At 39.3% G+C, this 16648-nt stretch carries 17 protein-coding genes; 16 read left to right on the forward strand and 1 reads right to left on the reverse strand.

Features of this window, described 5'->3' with window-relative positions; genetic code table 11:
- Positions 1-134: 134 nt before the first annotated feature.
- From AC23NW_RS21460 to AC23NW_RS21480, 5 genes are all read left to right on the forward strand, one after another.
- Positions 135-1304, forward strand: a complete 1170-nt coding sequence (locus AC23NW_RS21460) for a 7TM diverse intracellular signaling domain-containing protein (protein ID WP_487452115.1) — start codon at positions 135-137, stop codon at positions 1302-1304.
- A gap of 93 nt (positions 1305-1397) precedes the next feature.
- Positions 1398-1760 (forward strand): hypothetical protein, encoded by a 363-nt coding sequence (locus AC23NW_RS21465; RefSeq protein WP_487451918.1) that lies wholly within the window; start codon positions 1398-1400, stop codon positions 1758-1760.
- Between the two features lie 84 nt (positions 1761-1844).
- Complete coding sequence (locus AC23NW_RS21470; protein ID WP_487451920.1) at positions 1845-2267, forward strand: nuclear transport factor 2 family protein; 423 nt, start codon at positions 1845-1847, stop codon at positions 2265-2267.
- Positions 2268-2694: 427 nt separating this feature from the next.
- On the forward strand, positions 2695-2964 hold the full coding sequence (locus AC23NW_RS21475; protein WP_487451922.1) for a helix-turn-helix domain-containing protein: 270 nt from the start codon (positions 2695-2697) through the stop codon (positions 2962-2964).
- Between the two features lie 2 nt (positions 2965-2966).
- On the forward strand, positions 2967-3236 hold the full coding sequence (locus tag AC23NW_RS21480; RefSeq protein WP_487451923.1) for a hypothetical protein: 270 nt from the start codon (positions 2967-2969) through the stop codon (positions 3234-3236).
- A 1-nt stretch (position 3237) separates the two neighbouring features.
- Here AC23NW_RS21480 and AC23NW_RS21485 read toward each other — a convergent pair whose 3' ends face one another.
- The gene (locus tag AC23NW_RS21485; RefSeq protein ID WP_487451925.1) at positions 3238-3825 is read right to left on the reverse strand and encodes a hypothetical protein; all 588 of its coding nucleotides are present in this window, start codon (positions 3823-3825) and stop codon (positions 3238-3240) included.
- A gap of 85 nt (positions 3826-3910) precedes the next feature.
- On the opposite strand from AC23NW_RS21485, the gene AC23NW_RS21490 reads away from it, so the two are divergent.
- The 11 genes from AC23NW_RS21490 to AC23NW_RS21540 all read left to right on the forward strand — a co-directional run bounded on the left by AC23NW_RS21490 (position 3911) and on the right by AC23NW_RS21540 (position 16604).
- Entirely contained in the window at positions 3911-4537 is a 627-nt protein-coding gene (locus AC23NW_RS21490; protein WP_487451927.1) for a hypothetical protein, read from the forward strand.
- Between the two features lie 183 nt (positions 4538-4720).
- Positions 4721-5062, forward strand: a complete 342-nt coding sequence (locus AC23NW_RS21495) for a type IIL restriction-modification enzyme MmeI (RefSeq protein WP_487451928.1) — start codon at positions 4721-4723, stop codon at positions 5060-5062.
- 4 nt (positions 5063-5066) lie between these two features.
- On the forward strand, positions 5067-5972 hold the full coding sequence (locus AC23NW_RS21500) for a restriction endonuclease (RefSeq protein WP_487451930.1): 906 nt from the start codon (positions 5067-5069) through the stop codon (positions 5970-5972).
- 137 nt (positions 5973-6109) lie between these two features.
- On the forward strand, positions 6110-8989 hold the full coding sequence (locus tag AC23NW_RS21505) for a TrlF family AAA-like ATPase (protein WP_487451932.1): 2880 nt from the start codon (positions 6110-6112) through the stop codon (positions 8987-8989).
- 267 nt (positions 8990-9256) lie between these two features.
- On the forward strand, positions 9257-11167 hold the full coding sequence (locus tag AC23NW_RS21510; protein ID WP_487451934.1) for a KAP family P-loop NTPase fold protein: 1911 nt from the start codon (positions 9257-9259) through the stop codon (positions 11165-11167).
- Entirely contained in the window at positions 11167-11970 is an 804-nt protein-coding gene (locus AC23NW_RS21515) for a hypothetical protein (protein ID WP_487451936.1), read from the forward strand. The genes AC23NW_RS21510 and AC23NW_RS21515 overlap by 1 nt, the downstream gene beginning before the upstream one ends.
- Entirely contained in the window at positions 11967-13337 is a 1371-nt protein-coding gene (gene qatC, locus AC23NW_RS21520) for a Qat anti-phage system QueC-like protein QatC (protein ID WP_487451938.1), read from the forward strand. Before AC23NW_RS21515 ends, qatC begins: the two co-directional genes overlap by 4 nt.
- Entirely contained in the window at positions 13334-14062 is a 729-nt protein-coding gene (gene qatD, locus AC23NW_RS21525) for a Qat anti-phage system TatD family nuclease QatD (RefSeq protein WP_487451940.1), read from the forward strand. The genes qatC and qatD overlap by 4 nt, the downstream gene beginning before the upstream one ends.
- 406 nt (positions 14063-14468) lie before the next feature.
- Positions 14469-15107 carry a recombinase family protein gene (locus AC23NW_RS21530; RefSeq protein ID WP_487451941.1) on the forward strand — a complete coding sequence of 213 codons (639 nt, stop codon included), beginning with the start codon at positions 14469-14471 and terminating at the stop codon, positions 15105-15107.
- An 8-nt stretch (positions 15108-15115) separates the two neighbouring features.
- A complete protein-coding gene (locus tag AC23NW_RS21535) occupies positions 15116-15322 on the forward strand; it encodes a hypothetical protein (protein ID WP_487451943.1) in 207 nt (68 codons plus the stop codon).
- Complete coding sequence (locus tag AC23NW_RS21540; protein WP_487451945.1) at positions 15270-16604, forward strand: radical SAM protein; 1335 nt, start codon at positions 15270-15272, stop codon at positions 16602-16604. Before AC23NW_RS21535 ends, AC23NW_RS21540 begins: the two co-directional genes overlap by 53 nt.
- Positions 16605-16648: the final 44 nt, after the last annotated feature.

The raw sequence follows: 16648 nt of genomic DNA on the forward strand, positions 1-16648 counted from the left end.
TCGTCATCGTTTTGTAGTTTCGTCACCACAAAAATAGGACATACTGGTTCTTGCCTTTTTTTATGAGAAAGCCCTGTATGCGGGTGGTCAATACGGCGATGTACATTCCGTTAAAAATTGGTAATATCCAGTCGATGGCAACCTATTTTCATCACTACGATCTTTTTTACGGATTAATCTGCGGTATTTTAATAGCACTCATTCTGTATAATTTATTTGTTTACTGGGTTGTCCGTGACCGGCTTTTTTTATATTATTTCTTGTATATTCTCTTTTCTTCGTTAATCATTTTTAAGGCCGATAACCATCACCATGAATTTATTTTCAAGCAGATTCCGAATTTTAGTTTTGATATAAATTTTATATCAACAGTTGCTGTATTTTTTGTGCTGATATTTTCAAACAGCTATTTGAGGATAAAAGAATTAGCTCCTTTCCTCTATTGGATATTGTTTGGCCTGTGGGGTGTCGGTTTTGTGCTCTTGCCGAGTGACTGGTTACCCTACAGAGCTTGGGTCAGTGATGTTTACCAGTTGCTGTATATGGTTTTGATGATTGTGCTTCTGGCCACAAGCATTTACATTTATTTTCTGGGCTATAAACCTGCCCGTTTCTTTATTCTGGCTTTTGGGTTTTACACGTTTGGCGTTGTGTTTATTTTGTTAGGTTTTCTGGGAGTAACGCCGATGAATACATTATTATCAGCCTACACCTATCACATTTGTTCTGTGCTGGAAGCATTATTTTTTTCGTTTGCGGTTGCTCACCGGTTTAATACATACCGGACAGAAGCCAGAGATGCCAATGCGCTTGCGCTAAAACGGTCGCAGGAGCAGGAAGAGCTTCTGGTAAAAAATACCCGTTTACTAGCCGAAAAGATAAGAATCGAACAGGAAATGAATCATCTGAAAGATAACGAAGGCGTTCTCCGGTACATTCACCAGATTCAGGCTGGTCAACAACTGGTTAAGAAGATATCGATTCCGACGATAGAAGGCGTAATTATGTTTCCTGAGCAGGACATCAGCCGTCTTGAAGCAATGGGTAGCTACTGCACCATTCATCTGACAGACTATAAAAAAATTACGGCATCAAAACCCATGGCGCATTTTGAACAGGCAATTGATCCGAAACTGTTTATGCGGGTTCACAAGTCACATATTGTGAATCTGAATGATGTAGTCCGGTACGTAAGAGGGGAGGGCGGCTGGGTCGAAATGAAAGATAAAACGGAGGTGCCGGTATCCCGACGGCTTAAAGCCGAACTGCTGCAACGCCTTTCTATTGAGTCGCCAGCCGTTTAGAAAGCCGTTCCTACCATTCAGAAAACGGATTTGTTTTGACGCTGACGGGCCGGATACATTTGTGGCGAACCTTTTCTGCAAAGCCATACTGCCATGTCAAAGTCTGCTAAAACGCTTCTGTATTTCAGCTATTACCTTTTTGTTGTCGGGATAGAACTGACGTTTATCCCTAACGTATTTACCAAAACAGCCCAACTGCCGGTTACTGATGAACCGTATATACGTGTAGTGGGTGTATTAGCCTTTATTTTAGGTTTATATTATTACCAGGCTGCCCGGCACGACCTGACTCCCTTTCTGAAGGCTTCTGTCTGGGGCCGCTCCGTTTACTTAATTGCTGCTGTCGGGCTGGTTGTTTCTGCCATTGCTCCTCCGGTGTTTATCGTGTTTGGTTTCCTGGATGCACTCGGCGCTTTCTGGACGTGGCGGATGCTGCGGTACGAAGGTAAAATGTAATTGCCTTCCGGATAAGCAGATAAAACTAAACGACCGGACGTAAATAATTTTCGTTTAATTGTAAATCAAATAACTGATAAAGTCATGAAAAAAATCATCTTTATTTGCTTTAGTATGCTTGCTGTCTGTCAGGCCGTATTTGCTCAAACTGAGACGGAAAAACTATTTCAGACAATGGCCGAGAGTTATAAGAAAAATCCAAAAGAAGAAATCAGTAAAAATGCAGCTGAGGATTTCGTCTTAATTTCAGGAAACGGATATATGGCTAATAAAGCCAAAACAGTGGAAATATTTAAGCATGTGAAAAATGTTGATGCAAGTTTCGACAATTTAAAACTTCGTCAATATGGTAATACGCTTATTGCTACCGGTAAAGAACATTCAGTCCGGCATTATGATGATGGGACTCCGGATTATGTATCAGACTATTGGGTAACATATGTCTACGAAATCAAAGAAGGGAAACTGATTATGCTAAGTGCCCAGCATACAGCAATAGCCAAATAAAAATACTTTTTAAGTAAGACACACTGCCGGATCAATTAAAAATATAAGCCGGTTCGGGCAGACAGTCACAAATTTATCCGGTACGTTTTGAATGATTTTGCCCTGAATCATGTTAGGCATTATCAGTCACCAGGGTTTTCTACTTACAATGACACCCGGAATTACACGGCTGGTTATTGTAAGCTATTGAACAGTAGCGTGATTAGGGCGAAAATCAATTTTAATCGCAGGGCTTTGAATTCTGCTAGTATTATAATTTTTGGTTTGTAAGTTGCTCATTTTGAGTTTTTTATAGTTAGGATGTCCTTTCTTGGTACAACATAGGTACAACACACAGAAATTATCTGGACGTTTTGCAAAAGGCTAATTTTTACCCCAATTAAAATTCAGATAGCTTCAATAAGTTTATATTGCAGGAAAAAATATCATGCAGGTCATTTGCTTAGAGGAAGAAGCTTTCTTTGCTTTGATTGAGCAGGTCGTTGCACGGCTAAAGGAAAACCATGCCCAGCAGGAAGATAAATGGGTTACAGACGAAGAGGCCATGCGTCTGTTAAATATCAAATCAAAAACTACTTTGCAGAAGCTCCGGGACGAGGGCCGGATTCGATTCACCCAACCTCAGAAGAAGATCATTCTTTATGACAGATCTTCTATCATTACCTATCTTGAGCATAACGCTAGAAACACGTTTTAATCATGGAGGAGCAGGAAAAAGCCGAGCCAGAGTTCGTAAGAGGTTTTAATGAAGGTTATTTGATGGCCCAACATATGCCTGAACTCGCTGAGAAATTAGCTAAACTGGATAGCGATTTTATTCGGCTTGTGGGCTTTAAAGAGGGGCGTGAACAGTACAAGACCGAACAGTCCAAAATGCGTCTGCCAGGATGGCTCACAGGAGACCGACCCAACAGGGATAATACCATTGTTGATAAGACTAAAGATCGTGATATTGATTTGGAAAAATAACTCAGTCTTTATCAATATCCTTATCAACATCTTTTACCGGAGTTTGTGAGACGTCTGATGTTTCGGCTTTCGTAAAGCTGAGATTGTCGATAAACATGGCCGCAACCGACATCTTTGTTGTTTTTTCTTTAGGGACAGATTTGGCTGCGCTGTTTTCTTGTTTAGAGAACAGGGAATCCATATAATCCTGTGACGCCTCCAGATCTCTGGTTTGGCTATGAATCGTCTTCTTTTCTGAAGTACTCATCTTTGAGAAAGGGTTCGGAAAAAGACTTTCACGCACATTGTCTTTGACTATTCTGCCAGTTGCCTGATCCGCTTCTTTCACTTCTCTTTCAGCCTTATCCAGCATATCATGCTTAATCTGGCTTTTATCATGCTCTAGACCTGCAATAATACGTTCACGATCAAAGCGTTTCGGCTGAACGAAGCCTGGCGGTCTAAACGCGGGGGCAGGTTTACTGTTTTGAGGGACGTTTTTAATCTGTTCATCGATCTGCTGCACACGTTCCTGGGTTTGTTTAACCTGCATGCCAATATGACTGAACTCAGGCGGAAATGCCTTATTCGTATGATTGTCGTTATCCATACCTCCTTATGTTTTAGCTTGACGGTCAGTATACTTATGCTAATATACAAAATAGGCTGAACTCTTGTTTGCAGGAGAGTAAAATATGGACTGGCAGCGTGATATTCTTGGCAACAATACAGGTCAGCCTATGCATGCCAACGCCATTGAAGAAGGTCGTTTATATACCATTCAATGGAGCGACTTGGAGCGTAGTAGTGCAGTTCTGCCTAATCTGGAAACGAAAGGGCGAGAATTAATTCAACAAAAATTAGGCTATCTGCCACACGATGTCTGCATATTGGAACAAGAGCCATTTATTCGTGCTCTGATTCAGGCAAATCGCACTGGTTATATATCGGATGCTGATTTTGACCGGCAAGTTGATGAGCATATCAAGCTTATCCGCAATGCTGACATGCGGCATAATACATGCTGGGTTTATGAGGTCGAAATATACGATAGCTATTGGAAGACGTATGTTCCCTGTGGATATACTGTCAAAAAGCGGCTGACAACATTTTTAGGGTATACACCTGAGCTCAGACATTCACTGATTGCTGAAATGTGGTTGCGAGATGTGATGGCTCAGGACGAAGTTCATTTACCCGATTATCCCATAGCCGTCGATTATCGGGCTATAGCATTGATTAAATACCGTGAGGTTTTGTTAGAGCAGGGAAAAGAGGCAGCAGATGCCTCTCCATTTGAATATGGTTTATTGTATATGTAATCAATTAAAAGAAGAATATCACCTTCAGAAGAATAAGCGGAAATATAAACCTTAGTGCTTATAGTCATTTTGAATAATCATAGATTCCTGTAAATTGCCGATCTGTTAAAAGCTATAAGAAAGTGGTAATAAATCCTATTACCCGTTAACACCAAGTCTTCATTACACGCCAGATCAAACTCTATGCCGCTCAGTTGGAATGAAATTAAAACACGTGCTGTCACTTTCTCAAAAGAATGGAAAAGGGAAAGCAGCGAAGACGCTGAAGCAAAATCATTTTGGGATAGTTTTTATAGCGTTTTCGGCATCAGTCGATGGTGCGTAAATATTCAACCAGACCTCATTAAAGCTCATCAAACCTCAGATAAAGTTGTTGATCAATGCTATAGGCTCCAGCCTTTCACAACAGAGCTAAATCGGATGGAATACCTTTTTGGACTTTATGGGCAATATACTCTGCCAATCATGGGCGCTCCCTCAAAAAACGCCAAAGTAAAAAAATCAACGACTGCAAAAGAAAGATAAACAGATGATACCTGATTTTCAGACGTTGATGCGTCCAGTCCTAGAAGAAGCTAATTCTGGTGAAGTTCATATAAGAGATGTGATTAAGCGTCTTGCATTAAAGTTTCAGCTATCGGATGATGAACTTATGGAAATGCTGCCCAGCGGAAAGTATCCTAAATTTGAGAACAGAGTACATTGGGCTAAAAGTTATCTTAAGCAAAGCGGTTTAGTAAATATAACTAGACGTGGCTTTTTTACGATAACTGACAGAGGAAGAAAAGCACTATCCGAAAATCAGACGATTAATACAAAATATTTAAAACAGTTTCCTGAGTTTAACGAGTTTTCCAAAGCCCGTGATTCAGACATGAGTCTTAATAATTCAATCGCTGATGAGCCTACGCCTGATGAAGCATTAAGAGCGGCATATACAAAAATTAATGCTTCACTTGCCGCAGATTTGTTAGATAGGGTACGAAATTCTTCTCCTGCTTTTTTTGAAGATGTAATTGTGTCATTGCTTCTAGCCATGGGGTATGGTGGTACATCTGAACAAGCTGGTCGGGCAATAGGACGCACAGGGGACGATGGAGTGGATGGTGTTATAGATCAAGATCCACTTGGTGTAGATCAAATATATATACAAGCAAAACGCTATGCAGAAGGTAATAATATTGGATCTAGTGCGCTTAGAGACTTCTATGGTGCTCTTAATCTTAAAAAGGCGCAAAAAGGTATTTTTGTAACCACTTCCTCTTTTAGCCCAGCGGCTATCCAGACTGCAAGAGATTTAGGCATGCGTATTGTATTGATTGATGGAATTGAGTTAACAAAACTGATGCTAAGATATAATGTCGGTTGTCGAAATGAAGATATCCTTTACCTAAAGAAAATAGATGAGGAGTTCTTTAATGATCTCTCAGCTTAATTGGTATTTAAAAATCCAATGCTTTTAGCAAATGGCATGAGCAATCGCCAATAAAACCTCTTATAAGAAGAGTAATGAATAGCAAATATTGAATGCTCTTGGTATCAATTTTACATTAAAAGTAAGGAAATAATTACATGCAAGATAAAAGAGGAAGTCTTTGGAGAAAATGGGATTTACATTTTCATACACCATCTTCATATGACTATGAAGATAAGTCAGTTTCAGATGAGGAGATTATAAATGTACTTATAAAAAATGAAATTGAAGTTGTTGCTGTAACAGATCATCATAAAATTGATATAGTTAGAATTAAAAACTTACAAAAAATTGCTGCAGATAATATTACAGTTTTACCAGGTATTGAATTTTTAGGGGATGTAAGAGGTAAAGAGCCTATTCACTATATTGCTATCTTTTCAGAAGATTGTGACTTAGACTATATATGGGGGCAAATTGAGAATAGGACAGACATAAGAGATATAAAAGGACGAGGTAGAAAAGAAAATGAAATTTATTGCGACTTATTAGATACAAGTAAATTAATAAAAGAACTTGGCGGTATTATTACAATCCATGCTGGTTCAAAAACCAATGGGATTGAAAATATAACTAATTCTTTACCTCACACTCTTGCCCAAAAAGAAGATATTTCACAAGTAATTGATATTTTTGAGTTAGGTAAAGAAAAAGATATCCAAGGTTATGAAACACACGTTCTGCCTCACTTACAAAAAAAAATTCAAAAAAGATTACCTCTAATTATTTGTTCTGATAACCATAATATCAGGCAATATTCAAATAAACAAAATTTATGGATAAAAGGAGATAGGAATTTCTCCACTTTGAAGCAATTACTTAATCAGCCAGATAGGGTATATGTTGGACATAGACCTATAGCTTTACAAACAATTGAATCTAGCCCAACAAAATATATTGAAAGAATTAATATAAAGAAAATAGCGAACTCAGATCTCGATGAGGTATGGTTTAATAATATAGATATACATTTTAATCCCGGTCTTATCGCCATTATTGGTAATAAGGGTAATGGTAAAAGTGCTTTAGCTGATATTCTAGGATTATGTGGAAATACACATAACCACTCTGGGTTTTCGTTTCTAAATCCAAAGAAATTCTGGGAAAGCAAAAAGAAAAAATCTAATAATTTTGAGGCTACCTTAACTTGGAAGAATGGGAAAGTCGTAACTTATTGCTTATCACACGATATTGATACTAGCCAAGATGAGAGAATTAAATATATTCCACAAAGCTATTTAGAGAAGTTGTGTGCTTCCATTGAAGAAGGAGCATTTGAAGAAGAATTAAAAGATATTATTTTTTCGCACATACCTAGTTATGAAAGGTTAGGTCAAAATAGCCTAGATGAATTAATAGTATTCAAGACACAGATAATTAGAGACCAGATAGAAAAGATAAAAAGTGAGTTATCTATCTTAAATAGTAAAATTTTATTGTTAGAAGAAAAACAGAATCCGGACTACCTAAATAAGTTAGAAGAGTTACTTCGACTAAAGCAAGATGAATTAATTGCACATATAAATCTGAGACCTGTTTATCAAGACCCACCCGAACAAGTAAATGGAAGTGCAGATAATACAAATGTATTGATTAAAAATTTGCGAGCAGAGTTTGATACTATAAATAACAGCTTACTTAGCTATAAAATAGATATTTCTAAATTAAATAAAGAATTAGAGTTCCTTAAACAAAGAAAATTAAATCTTGATTTGCTAGCAGAAAATCTCCGGAATGAACAAGCCGAGAATAAAGTATCGCTGGAGCCTTTTGGTATAGATGTTGGATCTGTTTTTAGCTTTAATATTGATACAACAGCTTTACATGCCTTGATTATAGCTAAAGAAGCAGAGTTGTCTTTTCTAGAGGGACTTATACGTCCTGACGCTGACCTTTTAATACGTCATGAGCAAATAAAAGCTGAAATTATAGAATTACAAACTACTCTTGATAGACCAGCTAGATTATACCAAGAATATCTCAATAATTTAGAACGTTGGACAGCAATTGAGCGAGAGATTAATGGTTCCGTTGATAAAGAGGGTTCTATTGAAAATATAACGTACTTAATAAGTTATGTTAAAAATGAGTTAGAGCCTGAAATTAAAATTAAATTCTCTGAACGGAAAAAACTTATCAAGGATATTTTTGATAAGAAAAGAGAGATTCTAAATATTTATAAAGAGTTATATAAATCTGTTACTGACTTTATACAAAGTCACGAAAGTTTAATGAAGGCATATAAAATAACTTTTGATACATTATTTAAAGAAAATGGATTGATAAATAAGTTTGAAAGTATTATTAACTTTAATTCTTCTGGTAGTTTTTATGGGGTAAATCAAGGTTTATCTAAATTAAAGGATTTCTTTGATAGCTGTACTTTTGCTGATAGTGATGAAGCATACTCTTTTGTCTTTAATATTTTAGACCATATAAAATATGATAATCGACAAGGGAATAAGTCATTTAGGGATATCAGAAAACAATTGAAATCAGGTAATAATCCAGTTGAATTTTATAATTTTATATGTGCACTAGATTACCTTGTTCCTGCTTATGATTTGAAGCTTAGTAGTAAAAATGTGTCAACTTTATCGCCTGGTGAGCGTGGAGCATTATTGTTGATTTTTTATTTGGTGTTGGATAATAATCATATTCCTCTAATTATTGATCAGCCTGAAGAAAACTTGGATAACCAGAGTGTATATAATATTCTTGTTCCATTTATTAAAATGGCTAAGTCCAAGAGACAGGTTATCATTGTTACACACAATCCAAACCTCGCTGTAGTATGTGATGCAGATCAGATTGTATATGTTCGGATAGATAAAGAAAATAAAAACGAAGTTTATATACAATCTGGAGCTCTTGAAAATGGTGATATTTCTGCAAAAATTGTTGAAATATTAGAGGGAACTTATCCTGCTTTTTCTACGAGAATGAATACATATAAAAATATTTCAGGAGTATTTTAGTGCTCAAGTGCATTATCAACTTCGTTTTCCTCTATGTGATGAGTTTTATGAATTTATCGTTTTTCTAAAGTGCTACTAATTTTGAATTTTATTTTATCTTTTGAAAATTTATATTCTTTTTTTAATTGCAAAATATGATATATTTTTAAGCAAAGTGGCTGTAAGTGTTCGCTGAGGCTTTTTGATAAGGGATTATTATATAATTAATGGTTTGATCAAGTAATAAATTTTTTCGCCCTAGTATAACTACTTTCTAATAGATATAATATGTGGTCTGATAACGAAACTACTAAAGATCTACTTGGCTTTCAAGTACATGCTGAATTGTTAGAGAACTTAGTTCTCGACGATGGTATTCTGCCTGTTACCATTGGAGTATTTGGTGATTGGGGAAGTGGCAAGTCCAGTATTATGCGCATGATGGAAACCCGGTTAAAAGGTCTCGACGATCAAACGGTCTGTCTTTATTTCAATGGCTGGGTATTTGAAGGGTATGATGATGCCAAGGCCGCTCTGCTAGACTCTATTCTAAAGGTTTTTGATGATGAAAAGCGTTTTGGACCCAATGTAAAAGGAAAGGCTACACAACTTTTTAAGTCCGTTAACTGGATGAGGGTCATGGGCTTAGGCTTTAAAAATGTAGCCTTGCCTTTGATTCTCGCTTCTATGAGTGGCCCTGCTGGCTGGGTCTCGGCCATATCGAATTTACTTCCTGCTGGAGTATTTGATAAAGTCGCCGGAAAGCTCGGTCTAGGCAAAAAGAAAGATAAAGAAAGTGAAGACGAAGATGTGCTTGATTGGGACTCTTTGCTAAAAGAGCCACCAGAAGACAAAGCTATGCTCGTAAGGGAGTTCCGACAAAAATTTGAAGAGTTGTTGGATGAGACGAAAATTAAACGTTTGGTCGTTCTCATTGACGACCTTGATCGATGCAGTCCAGAAAGACTGATTGAAAATCTGGAAGCTATAAAGCTTTTTCTTAATGTACCTCGTACAGCATTCATAATAGGTGCAGACCCACGCATTGTAAGACATGCCATTGAATACCGCTACAAAGCGCGGATCACATCTGATGATCCTACCAACGCCGATGCCAAGACAGAGAGGATTAGTGACCAGTTTGTAAAAGATTACCTTGAGAAGTTAATTCAGATACCTTATCACTTGCCACGCTTATCAGATCCTGAAGTAGAGACATATTTGTCACTACTTTTCTGCGAAAAGAATCTACTACAGGCTACGCATGAAAAAGTAATTAGTAAATTCGCTGAGTTTAGAGCAACAAACCGCTATGGTGCTTTTGGCTTTGCTGATATTAACTCGCTATTGACTCCTAATGAGGCAGAAAAACTTCAGCAGAATGCACCTTTGGTCACTTCATTGGGGCCCGTTATTACCGAGGGTCTAAAAGGTAATCCTCGGCAAATCAAGCGTTTCCTAAATTCGTTCACATTACGTACAAGATTAGCAACTGTTGCCAATATTACATCCCTTAAACTGGACGTATTGGGTAAGCTTATGGTGTTGGAATACATCGAACCTGATCTATTCCGTAAGTTATACGATTGGCAGTCAAACCAGAAGGGTGAGTCTGAAGAGCTAGCTAATTTGGAAAGTTTAGCGGCTGAATCTAAGGCCGATGAAATCAGTAATAACTACGGATCTCAATGGAATGCAGGTCAAGTGTTGCGTTGGCTGCGTGTTGAACCAAAATTAAAAGATGTCGATTTACGCGACTATTTCTGGCTTTCGCGTGATCAGCTTTCCGGCAGTATCAGCGGCGCATCGCTTGTTCCGCCTTTGGTTAAAACGCTATTTCGAGAGCTAATGGAACATGGCTCCGAAACAATATTGGTAGCTAGCGCTGCAAAAGCAAAGTCGAGCTTGATGGAAAACGAACATGACCTATTATTAGGCCTGTTAGAGCAGGAAGTTGTAAAACGGTCGGAGGTTGCAGTTGGCCACCTAGTTTTCTTCCAACTTATTGCGACTGGAATGCCAACAGCACTACCACGTTATAAAGCTACATTAAATAAAATCAGTCATGACAAAATTCCATTTAGCTTGCACAACAATATCAAGATGATTGGCAGTAAGGTGCCTGAAATATTAGAATTATTAGATGTTTATAAAGTAGGTTCACCAATCCGAAAAGCCATTGATGGCAAGAAAAAATAATGGGTACGACACAACGAATTATTCCTGGGGTAACTGGTGAGCCTAACTGGGGCGATGTGAGTCGTGGTGTTACCTCAGTTGCTGGTACGATTAGTAAGGAAGAACAAGAAGCTGAAAAAGCTGAACCAAATTTGAAACGCCAGCAGAAGCTGAAAACGCGTCGAAAAGGTCAGGTTAATGCAGCCGTAGAGCGTCTCCTGCGGGCGGCTGGTGGCAGAACTGTTGTCAAACAGGGTGGTTCTAGGTCTGTAGGTCGTGCGGGCATACAAGTTGCCCGTAGACTTTCGACATTTTTATCGACTGTAAGTACTGGAGGTCTCGCCAATGCGATCTCTACGGTGGAGTCACCGTTGGCTGATCTTGCAGGTTTAACAATAGAACAGATTATTCAGCGTGTCATCGTTTTATGCTCAGACACGAGTACCGGCATGGACGAGACTGCCGCTATGGCGGCCTGTAATCATGTTATGCAGCAACTAGCTGAACAAGCAGATACACCTCAAGAATTGGAAGCATCGATACAAGAGGTAGTGGCAACTGATAAAGTGGATTTTTTGCTGTGCGAATATTTTGGATTTTATATATTCGAACACCTATCACAGCGTTTTCAGGAAAAAATTACCCAAGTCCGGGGTCAACCTTTAGCTGCGGCAACCTTCAATGAAATCAAGCTTGATATTATTGGCCGCATTCGTGTAATGGCTGCCACACGACCTATATCTCGTATTAATTGGCAGGGTGCTCAAGGGAATCAAATAATTGAAGACATTTTCGACAACGTAATGGCAATCTTTTTACCATGAAATTAAATCTAACTGTTACTTCTCCTGCAACCTTAGATACGGATAAAGTCTTACGGGCAATTATCGTCTTTAACGACCCCCGATCCAATCAGCAGACTCAGCGTGCTGAAGTAGTCATTGACTGTGCCGAAATAATCGATTTTTGTGTACATGCACCAAGTGTAGCTTTTGATTTCTTTTTTCTAGCCTCCTGTGCCTACGGTATCGATCGGTTAATTGAAAGACGTCCATATTCAGTAGATGGATGGTCTAGAGAGCTAAACATTACTATTCCTGTGATAGATAGAGCCGCTTGGCAGGGGCGTGAAGTGCAGGTATCAGGTATTCTTTCTTTCTTGACTGGTGACTATTGGGGTGTGACATTTACAGACAGTCCACTGGCTTTACCAGCTAAGACACATATTCCACTAACTCATCCAGAAGTAGACCACATCAACTTATTTTCTGGTGGGCTTGACTCTTTAATTGGTGCCATTGATTTCTTGGCCAGAAAGCCAGAAGCAAAACTGTTACTTGTCTCTCATTATGATCCAAATATGCATGGGCCTAAAAGTGACCAGGATAAGTTATATAACTTATTAAGCCACCATTTTAATCGGCCTATTGCATGGAGTAATTCAGTAGGCGTGTTCCTTGAAAATGCAAGTCAGCCTACCCGTGAGAACACACTACGTAGTCGTTCTTTGCTATTTATCAGTTTAGCTGTTATTGCTGCAAGCGCCAATGGTAAGAGAGTTCCGATTTGGGTGCCAGAAAATGGTAGTGTTTCTCTTAACTATCCACTCAGTGCTTCACGGCGTACCTCATGTAGTACGCGAACTACTCATCCACGGTTGCTAGGTGATATTCGAGTGCTACTAGAAAGTCTTGGCTTACCGTTTGATATTATTAATCCTTATGAGTTAAAAACAAAGGGTATGATGGTCGCTAGCTGCGAAGATCAACCTTTTCTACTGAGTATTGTAGATCAATCGAACTCTTGCGGTAAACGTGGACATAGAAAGGGCTGGATTCGTATGAACGCTTCTCACTGTGGTGTATGTATGCCATGTGTCTATCGCCGAGCTGCGTTAAAAGGTTTTATAGACACTACAACGTACGGTACAAATTTGGAAGAACTTTATAGAGATAATACAACAGGACGTTTCCCGACGAAACGGGGGCAAGATATTGATGCCTGCTTAGAATTTCTAAATGTTCCGCTTACGTTGCAGCAGATACAAAGCGAACTAATTATAAATGGCATAAATGACCTAACCCAATTACCAGACTTTGCTAATGTCGTAGAGGCCACTCGGCAGGAACTTAAAGATTGGGTTAAATTAAGTTCGGAAAAAACGATCAGAGCTAAAGCTGGGCTTCCATGATTGATACACATTGTCATATAGACTTGTATCCTAACCCGCTGATGGTAGCTAAAAGATGCGAAAAAGCAAATGTCAATACTTTAGCTATGACTAATTTACCCAGTCATTTTGCTCAAGGGATTCATCACTTGCAGGGTTTTCGCAAAATTAGATTAGCATTAGGTATGCACCCACTCTATGCCGAAAGGCATGCTAATGAGTACAGTCTATTTGAAAAATATTTAGATCAAACTTCCTATATAGGAGAAGTAGGGCTTGATTTTAGCCGTGAAGGATTTGCAACCCAAAATGAGCAGCTTCGTAGTTTTCGATTTGTTTTAGAAAAAGTGCAGAATAAAAAAAAGTTACTTAGTATACACTCTCGCGGGGCCGAAAAAGCAACGTTAAGTTTATTATTAGAGAGAGGAATAGAGTTGGCTATTTTTCATTGGTATACAGGTCCTACATCGATAATAAATGAAGCTACAGAAAATGGTTATTATTTTTCGGTCAACCCTGCTATGATCAGATCTAACACAGGACGCGCTACGATTGCTGCAATCCCACGTCAAAAAATATTGACCGAAACGGATGGCCCTTTTGTTCAAATAAATAATACACCAGCTGAACCCGCTGACGTAAACCTTGTACTTGACTACTTGTCAAAATGCTGGAGAGTTTCATTCGAAGAAGTAGAGGCAACAGTCAAATCTAATTTTTTAAACCTTATAGGAGCTTTGCGATAGTTTGAACCAAGTAGGGTCAAAAGATTTGGCTTATTGGGCTACCCAAGCGTATATAGGCTATATTCCGCAACCAGGCTTGATCTGGGCGGTTGTTTTAACTTCAATAACAGAATTGTTTATGTCGGCAGTTGTTTTCCTGCGTTAATAAATCTCACTTAGCGAGCCCCCTCCATTACTTCAGTCTAGAGGCTTTAACGATTTTGTTTTATAAAGTTTTCATCCAATGATTTGTATAGAAGTATACGATCATTAACCCTTAAACATTTCCTCCTCTTCTTTTCAGTTTCTCAATCTGTAAAGTCTTGCCTTTCAGGGTATTTTCTATCTGCGCTAACCGAATTTTAAGCTAATTCTGTTCAAAGGTAATCCATCGTACACAACTGAACAAAATTACGCTTAACCCGCTATGAAACAAGCTATTGCCTACTATCGTGTTTCCACTCACAGGCAGGGGCGTAGCGGTTTGGGCTTAGAAGCACAACAGGTAGCAGTCGTCAATTACTGCCGACTTAGTGGCTATGAGTTGATTGATGAAGTCATAGAAGTCAAATCGACACGTAAACAACAAGATGCCTTGTTTGAAGCGCTTGGGCGATGCCGACTATCCAAGGCAACGTTAATGGTGGCTAGGCTTGACCGCTTAGGTCGGGATGTGGAAAAAATTGCGCGTCTGGTTAAATCTGATGTTGAGATTGTTGTCACAGATAATCCTCATGCCAACCGGTTTACCATCCACATTCTGGCTGCGGTTGCAGAGGAACAGCGTCAACGTATTAGTGACACTACTAAAGACGCACTGGAGGCTGCCAGAAAGCGGGGAGTAATCTTGGGAAAACATGGAAAGACGCAGGCTAAACGTAATAAGAAAGCCGCTCAGGATTTTGCAGATCGTCTTTCACCTACGCTCCGGAAATTAAATAAACGGGGTATCACCACTGTACGGGCCATTGCGAGGGAACTCAACCGGAAAGGCATTCCTACTTTTCGGGGCAATAGCCAGTGGCACCCCAGCACTGTATGCACATTACTAAACCGGCTTAAATAAAAAATACGATGGAAACTATAATTGCAACGACGCAGTCAATTCCCCAATGCTTACTTTTTGATGACCGCTTATTGCTTGAAGCTGCGTTATGGAAAGATGCCTTAACCTTTTCGGCCATCAATGCCAACTGTGATTGTGATGCGTATTATAACCCTCAAACCGATGAAAGCTTTAATACCTGTCAAATCACCTCATTTACTGCTTCGGCCGATTAACCCAGAGTATTCCTATATCGTCAATTGTGCTTATCCACATTCACTCCGTCTGTTGACCAAAGCACAAGCAGACATTTTGGCAGTAATTGACGGACAATCTTCAATAGCCGTATTGAGCGAGCGTTTAGTTATTTCCACTGTTGTTTTAGAGGACTTTTTGAACCTCCTCGCTCAAACAGAGATCGTTAAGTTTGATCACCATTTCAGTAAGCCGCAGAAACCAGCTACGCCACAATCACTTAACTTTTGGATTCATATCACCAATCGCTGCAACCTGGCCTGTAGCTACTGCTATATTTCGACTTTAAATACGACCGAGGGTATGTCGGAGGCAACCAGACAGCAATTATTGGAAAAAGTACTCCAAACGGCCATCCGGCGTAAGCTGAGGCATATTAAATTCCGATTGGCAGGTGGCGAGCCCTTAACTCAATTTAAAGCCTGGAAAGTCTTTATCCCTGAAATTCGTCAACGGTTAGCGGAAATAGGTTGCCGTTTTGAAGCATCGTTCATTACCAATCTGACCATTTTAACGGATGAGATCATTTCGTTTTGTCAGGAAAATGCCATAAGCTTTGGCATTTCATTGGATGGTCTGGAAGAATACAATGATAAAAGCAGACCTTTTAAACAGGGGGCAGGTACGTTTAAATATATTGATCGTCATTTGCGTACATTATTGGCAAACCAAATCCCGGTAACGACCAATACAGTGATAAGCAATCAGAACCTGTCAGGATTACCGCCCCTGACCCGCTATCTGATTGAGTTGGATGTTCCATTTCGGTATTCAGTTGTTAAAGGCGAGGGGATTGACGCCGAACGGTTGGAAAGCAGCCTGTTAGCTTCCTATGCGATTATGGAGGAAGCAATTGGACAGGGCTGGTCATTCTCGCGTCGTCACCAGTTCTGTGATCTCAAACCACATGAGCTGGGATTTCAGACGTGTGCCTCAGGCTTTTCAGGTGGAGCTATTTATGTCGATGGAAGCCTGAATTACTGCCATGTTCATTTCGGGGATAATAGCCAATCCACCCCCTCTATCTTTGATCCGTCATTAGATCTGGTAGATATGATTGAGCAGGGCAGCCATGAGGAACATAATCGCTCGGATGATTGCCGGACCTGCCGCTACAGTTCGGTTTGTACTAGTGGCTGTCCCGTTTACCGGGTGAATGGTAAAGACCCGCAATGCAGCCTTTACCACCGCATTATTCCGGTAATATATGACCTTCAGGCAAAAGAACGGCTAAAGCTTTTACACGACTTTAAGATCCTTTAACTCCTTCGGCATATCCTCTTTTCAGACTGTGACAGGAAAGGTCT

Source organism: Arsenicibacter sp. R0_47, from assembly GCF_057652235.1.

Coding starts and splice junctions, on each gene's coding strand:
- AC23NW_RS21470 (WP_487451920.1), top strand. CDS start 1,845: ATGAAAAAAATCATCTTTATTTGCTTTAGTATGCTTGCTGTCTGTCAG.
- AC23NW_RS21515 (WP_487451936.1), top strand. CDS start 11,167: ATGGGTACGACACAACGAATTATTCCTGGGGTAACTGGTGAGCCTAAC.
- AC23NW_RS21505 (WP_487451932.1), top strand. CDS start 6,110: ATGCAAGATAAAAGAGGAAGTCTTTGGAGAAAATGGGATTTACATTTT.
- AC23NW_RS21485 (WP_487451925.1), bottom strand. CDS start 3,825: ATGGATAACGACAATCATACGAATAAGGCATTTCCGCCTGAGTTCAGT.
- AC23NW_RS21490 (WP_487451927.1), top strand. CDS start 3,911: ATGGACTGGCAGCGTGATATTCTTGGCAACAATACAGGTCAGCCTATG.
- AC23NW_RS21535 (WP_487451943.1), top strand. CDS start 15,116: ATGGAAACTATAATTGCAACGACGCAGTCAATTCCCCAATGCTTACTT.
- AC23NW_RS21510 (WP_487451934.1), top strand. CDS start 9,257: ATGTGGTCTGATAACGAAACTACTAAAGATCTACTTGGCTTTCAAGTA.
- AC23NW_RS21495 (WP_487451928.1), top strand. CDS start 4,721: ATGCCGCTCAGTTGGAATGAAATTAAAACACGTGCTGTCACTTTCTCA.
- AC23NW_RS21465 (WP_487451918.1), top strand. CDS start 1,398: ATGTCAAAGTCTGCTAAAACGCTTCTGTATTTCAGCTATTACCTTTTT.
- AC23NW_RS21500 (WP_487451930.1), top strand. CDS start 5,067: ATGATACCTGATTTTCAGACGTTGATGCGTCCAGTCCTAGAAGAAGCT.
- qatC (WP_487451938.1), top strand. CDS start 11,967: ATGAAATTAAATCTAACTGTTACTTCTCCTGCAACCTTAGATACGGAT.
- qatD (WP_487451940.1), top strand. CDS start 13,334: ATGATTGATACACATTGTCATATAGACTTGTATCCTAACCCGCTGATG.
- AC23NW_RS21460 (WP_487452115.1), top strand. CDS start 135: ATGGCAACCTATTTTCATCACTACGATCTTTTTTACGGATTAATCTGC.
- AC23NW_RS21475 (WP_487451922.1), top strand. CDS start 2,695: ATGCAGGTCATTTGCTTAGAGGAAGAAGCTTTCTTTGCTTTGATTGAG.
- AC23NW_RS21530 (WP_487451941.1), top strand. CDS start 14,469: ATGAAACAAGCTATTGCCTACTATCGTGTTTCCACTCACAGGCAGGGG.
- AC23NW_RS21540 (WP_487451945.1), top strand. CDS start 15,270: ATGAAAGCTTTAATACCTGTCAAATCACCTCATTTACTGCTTCGGCCG.
- AC23NW_RS21480 (WP_487451923.1), top strand. CDS start 2,967: ATGGAGGAGCAGGAAAAAGCCGAGCCAGAGTTCGTAAGAGGTTTTAAT.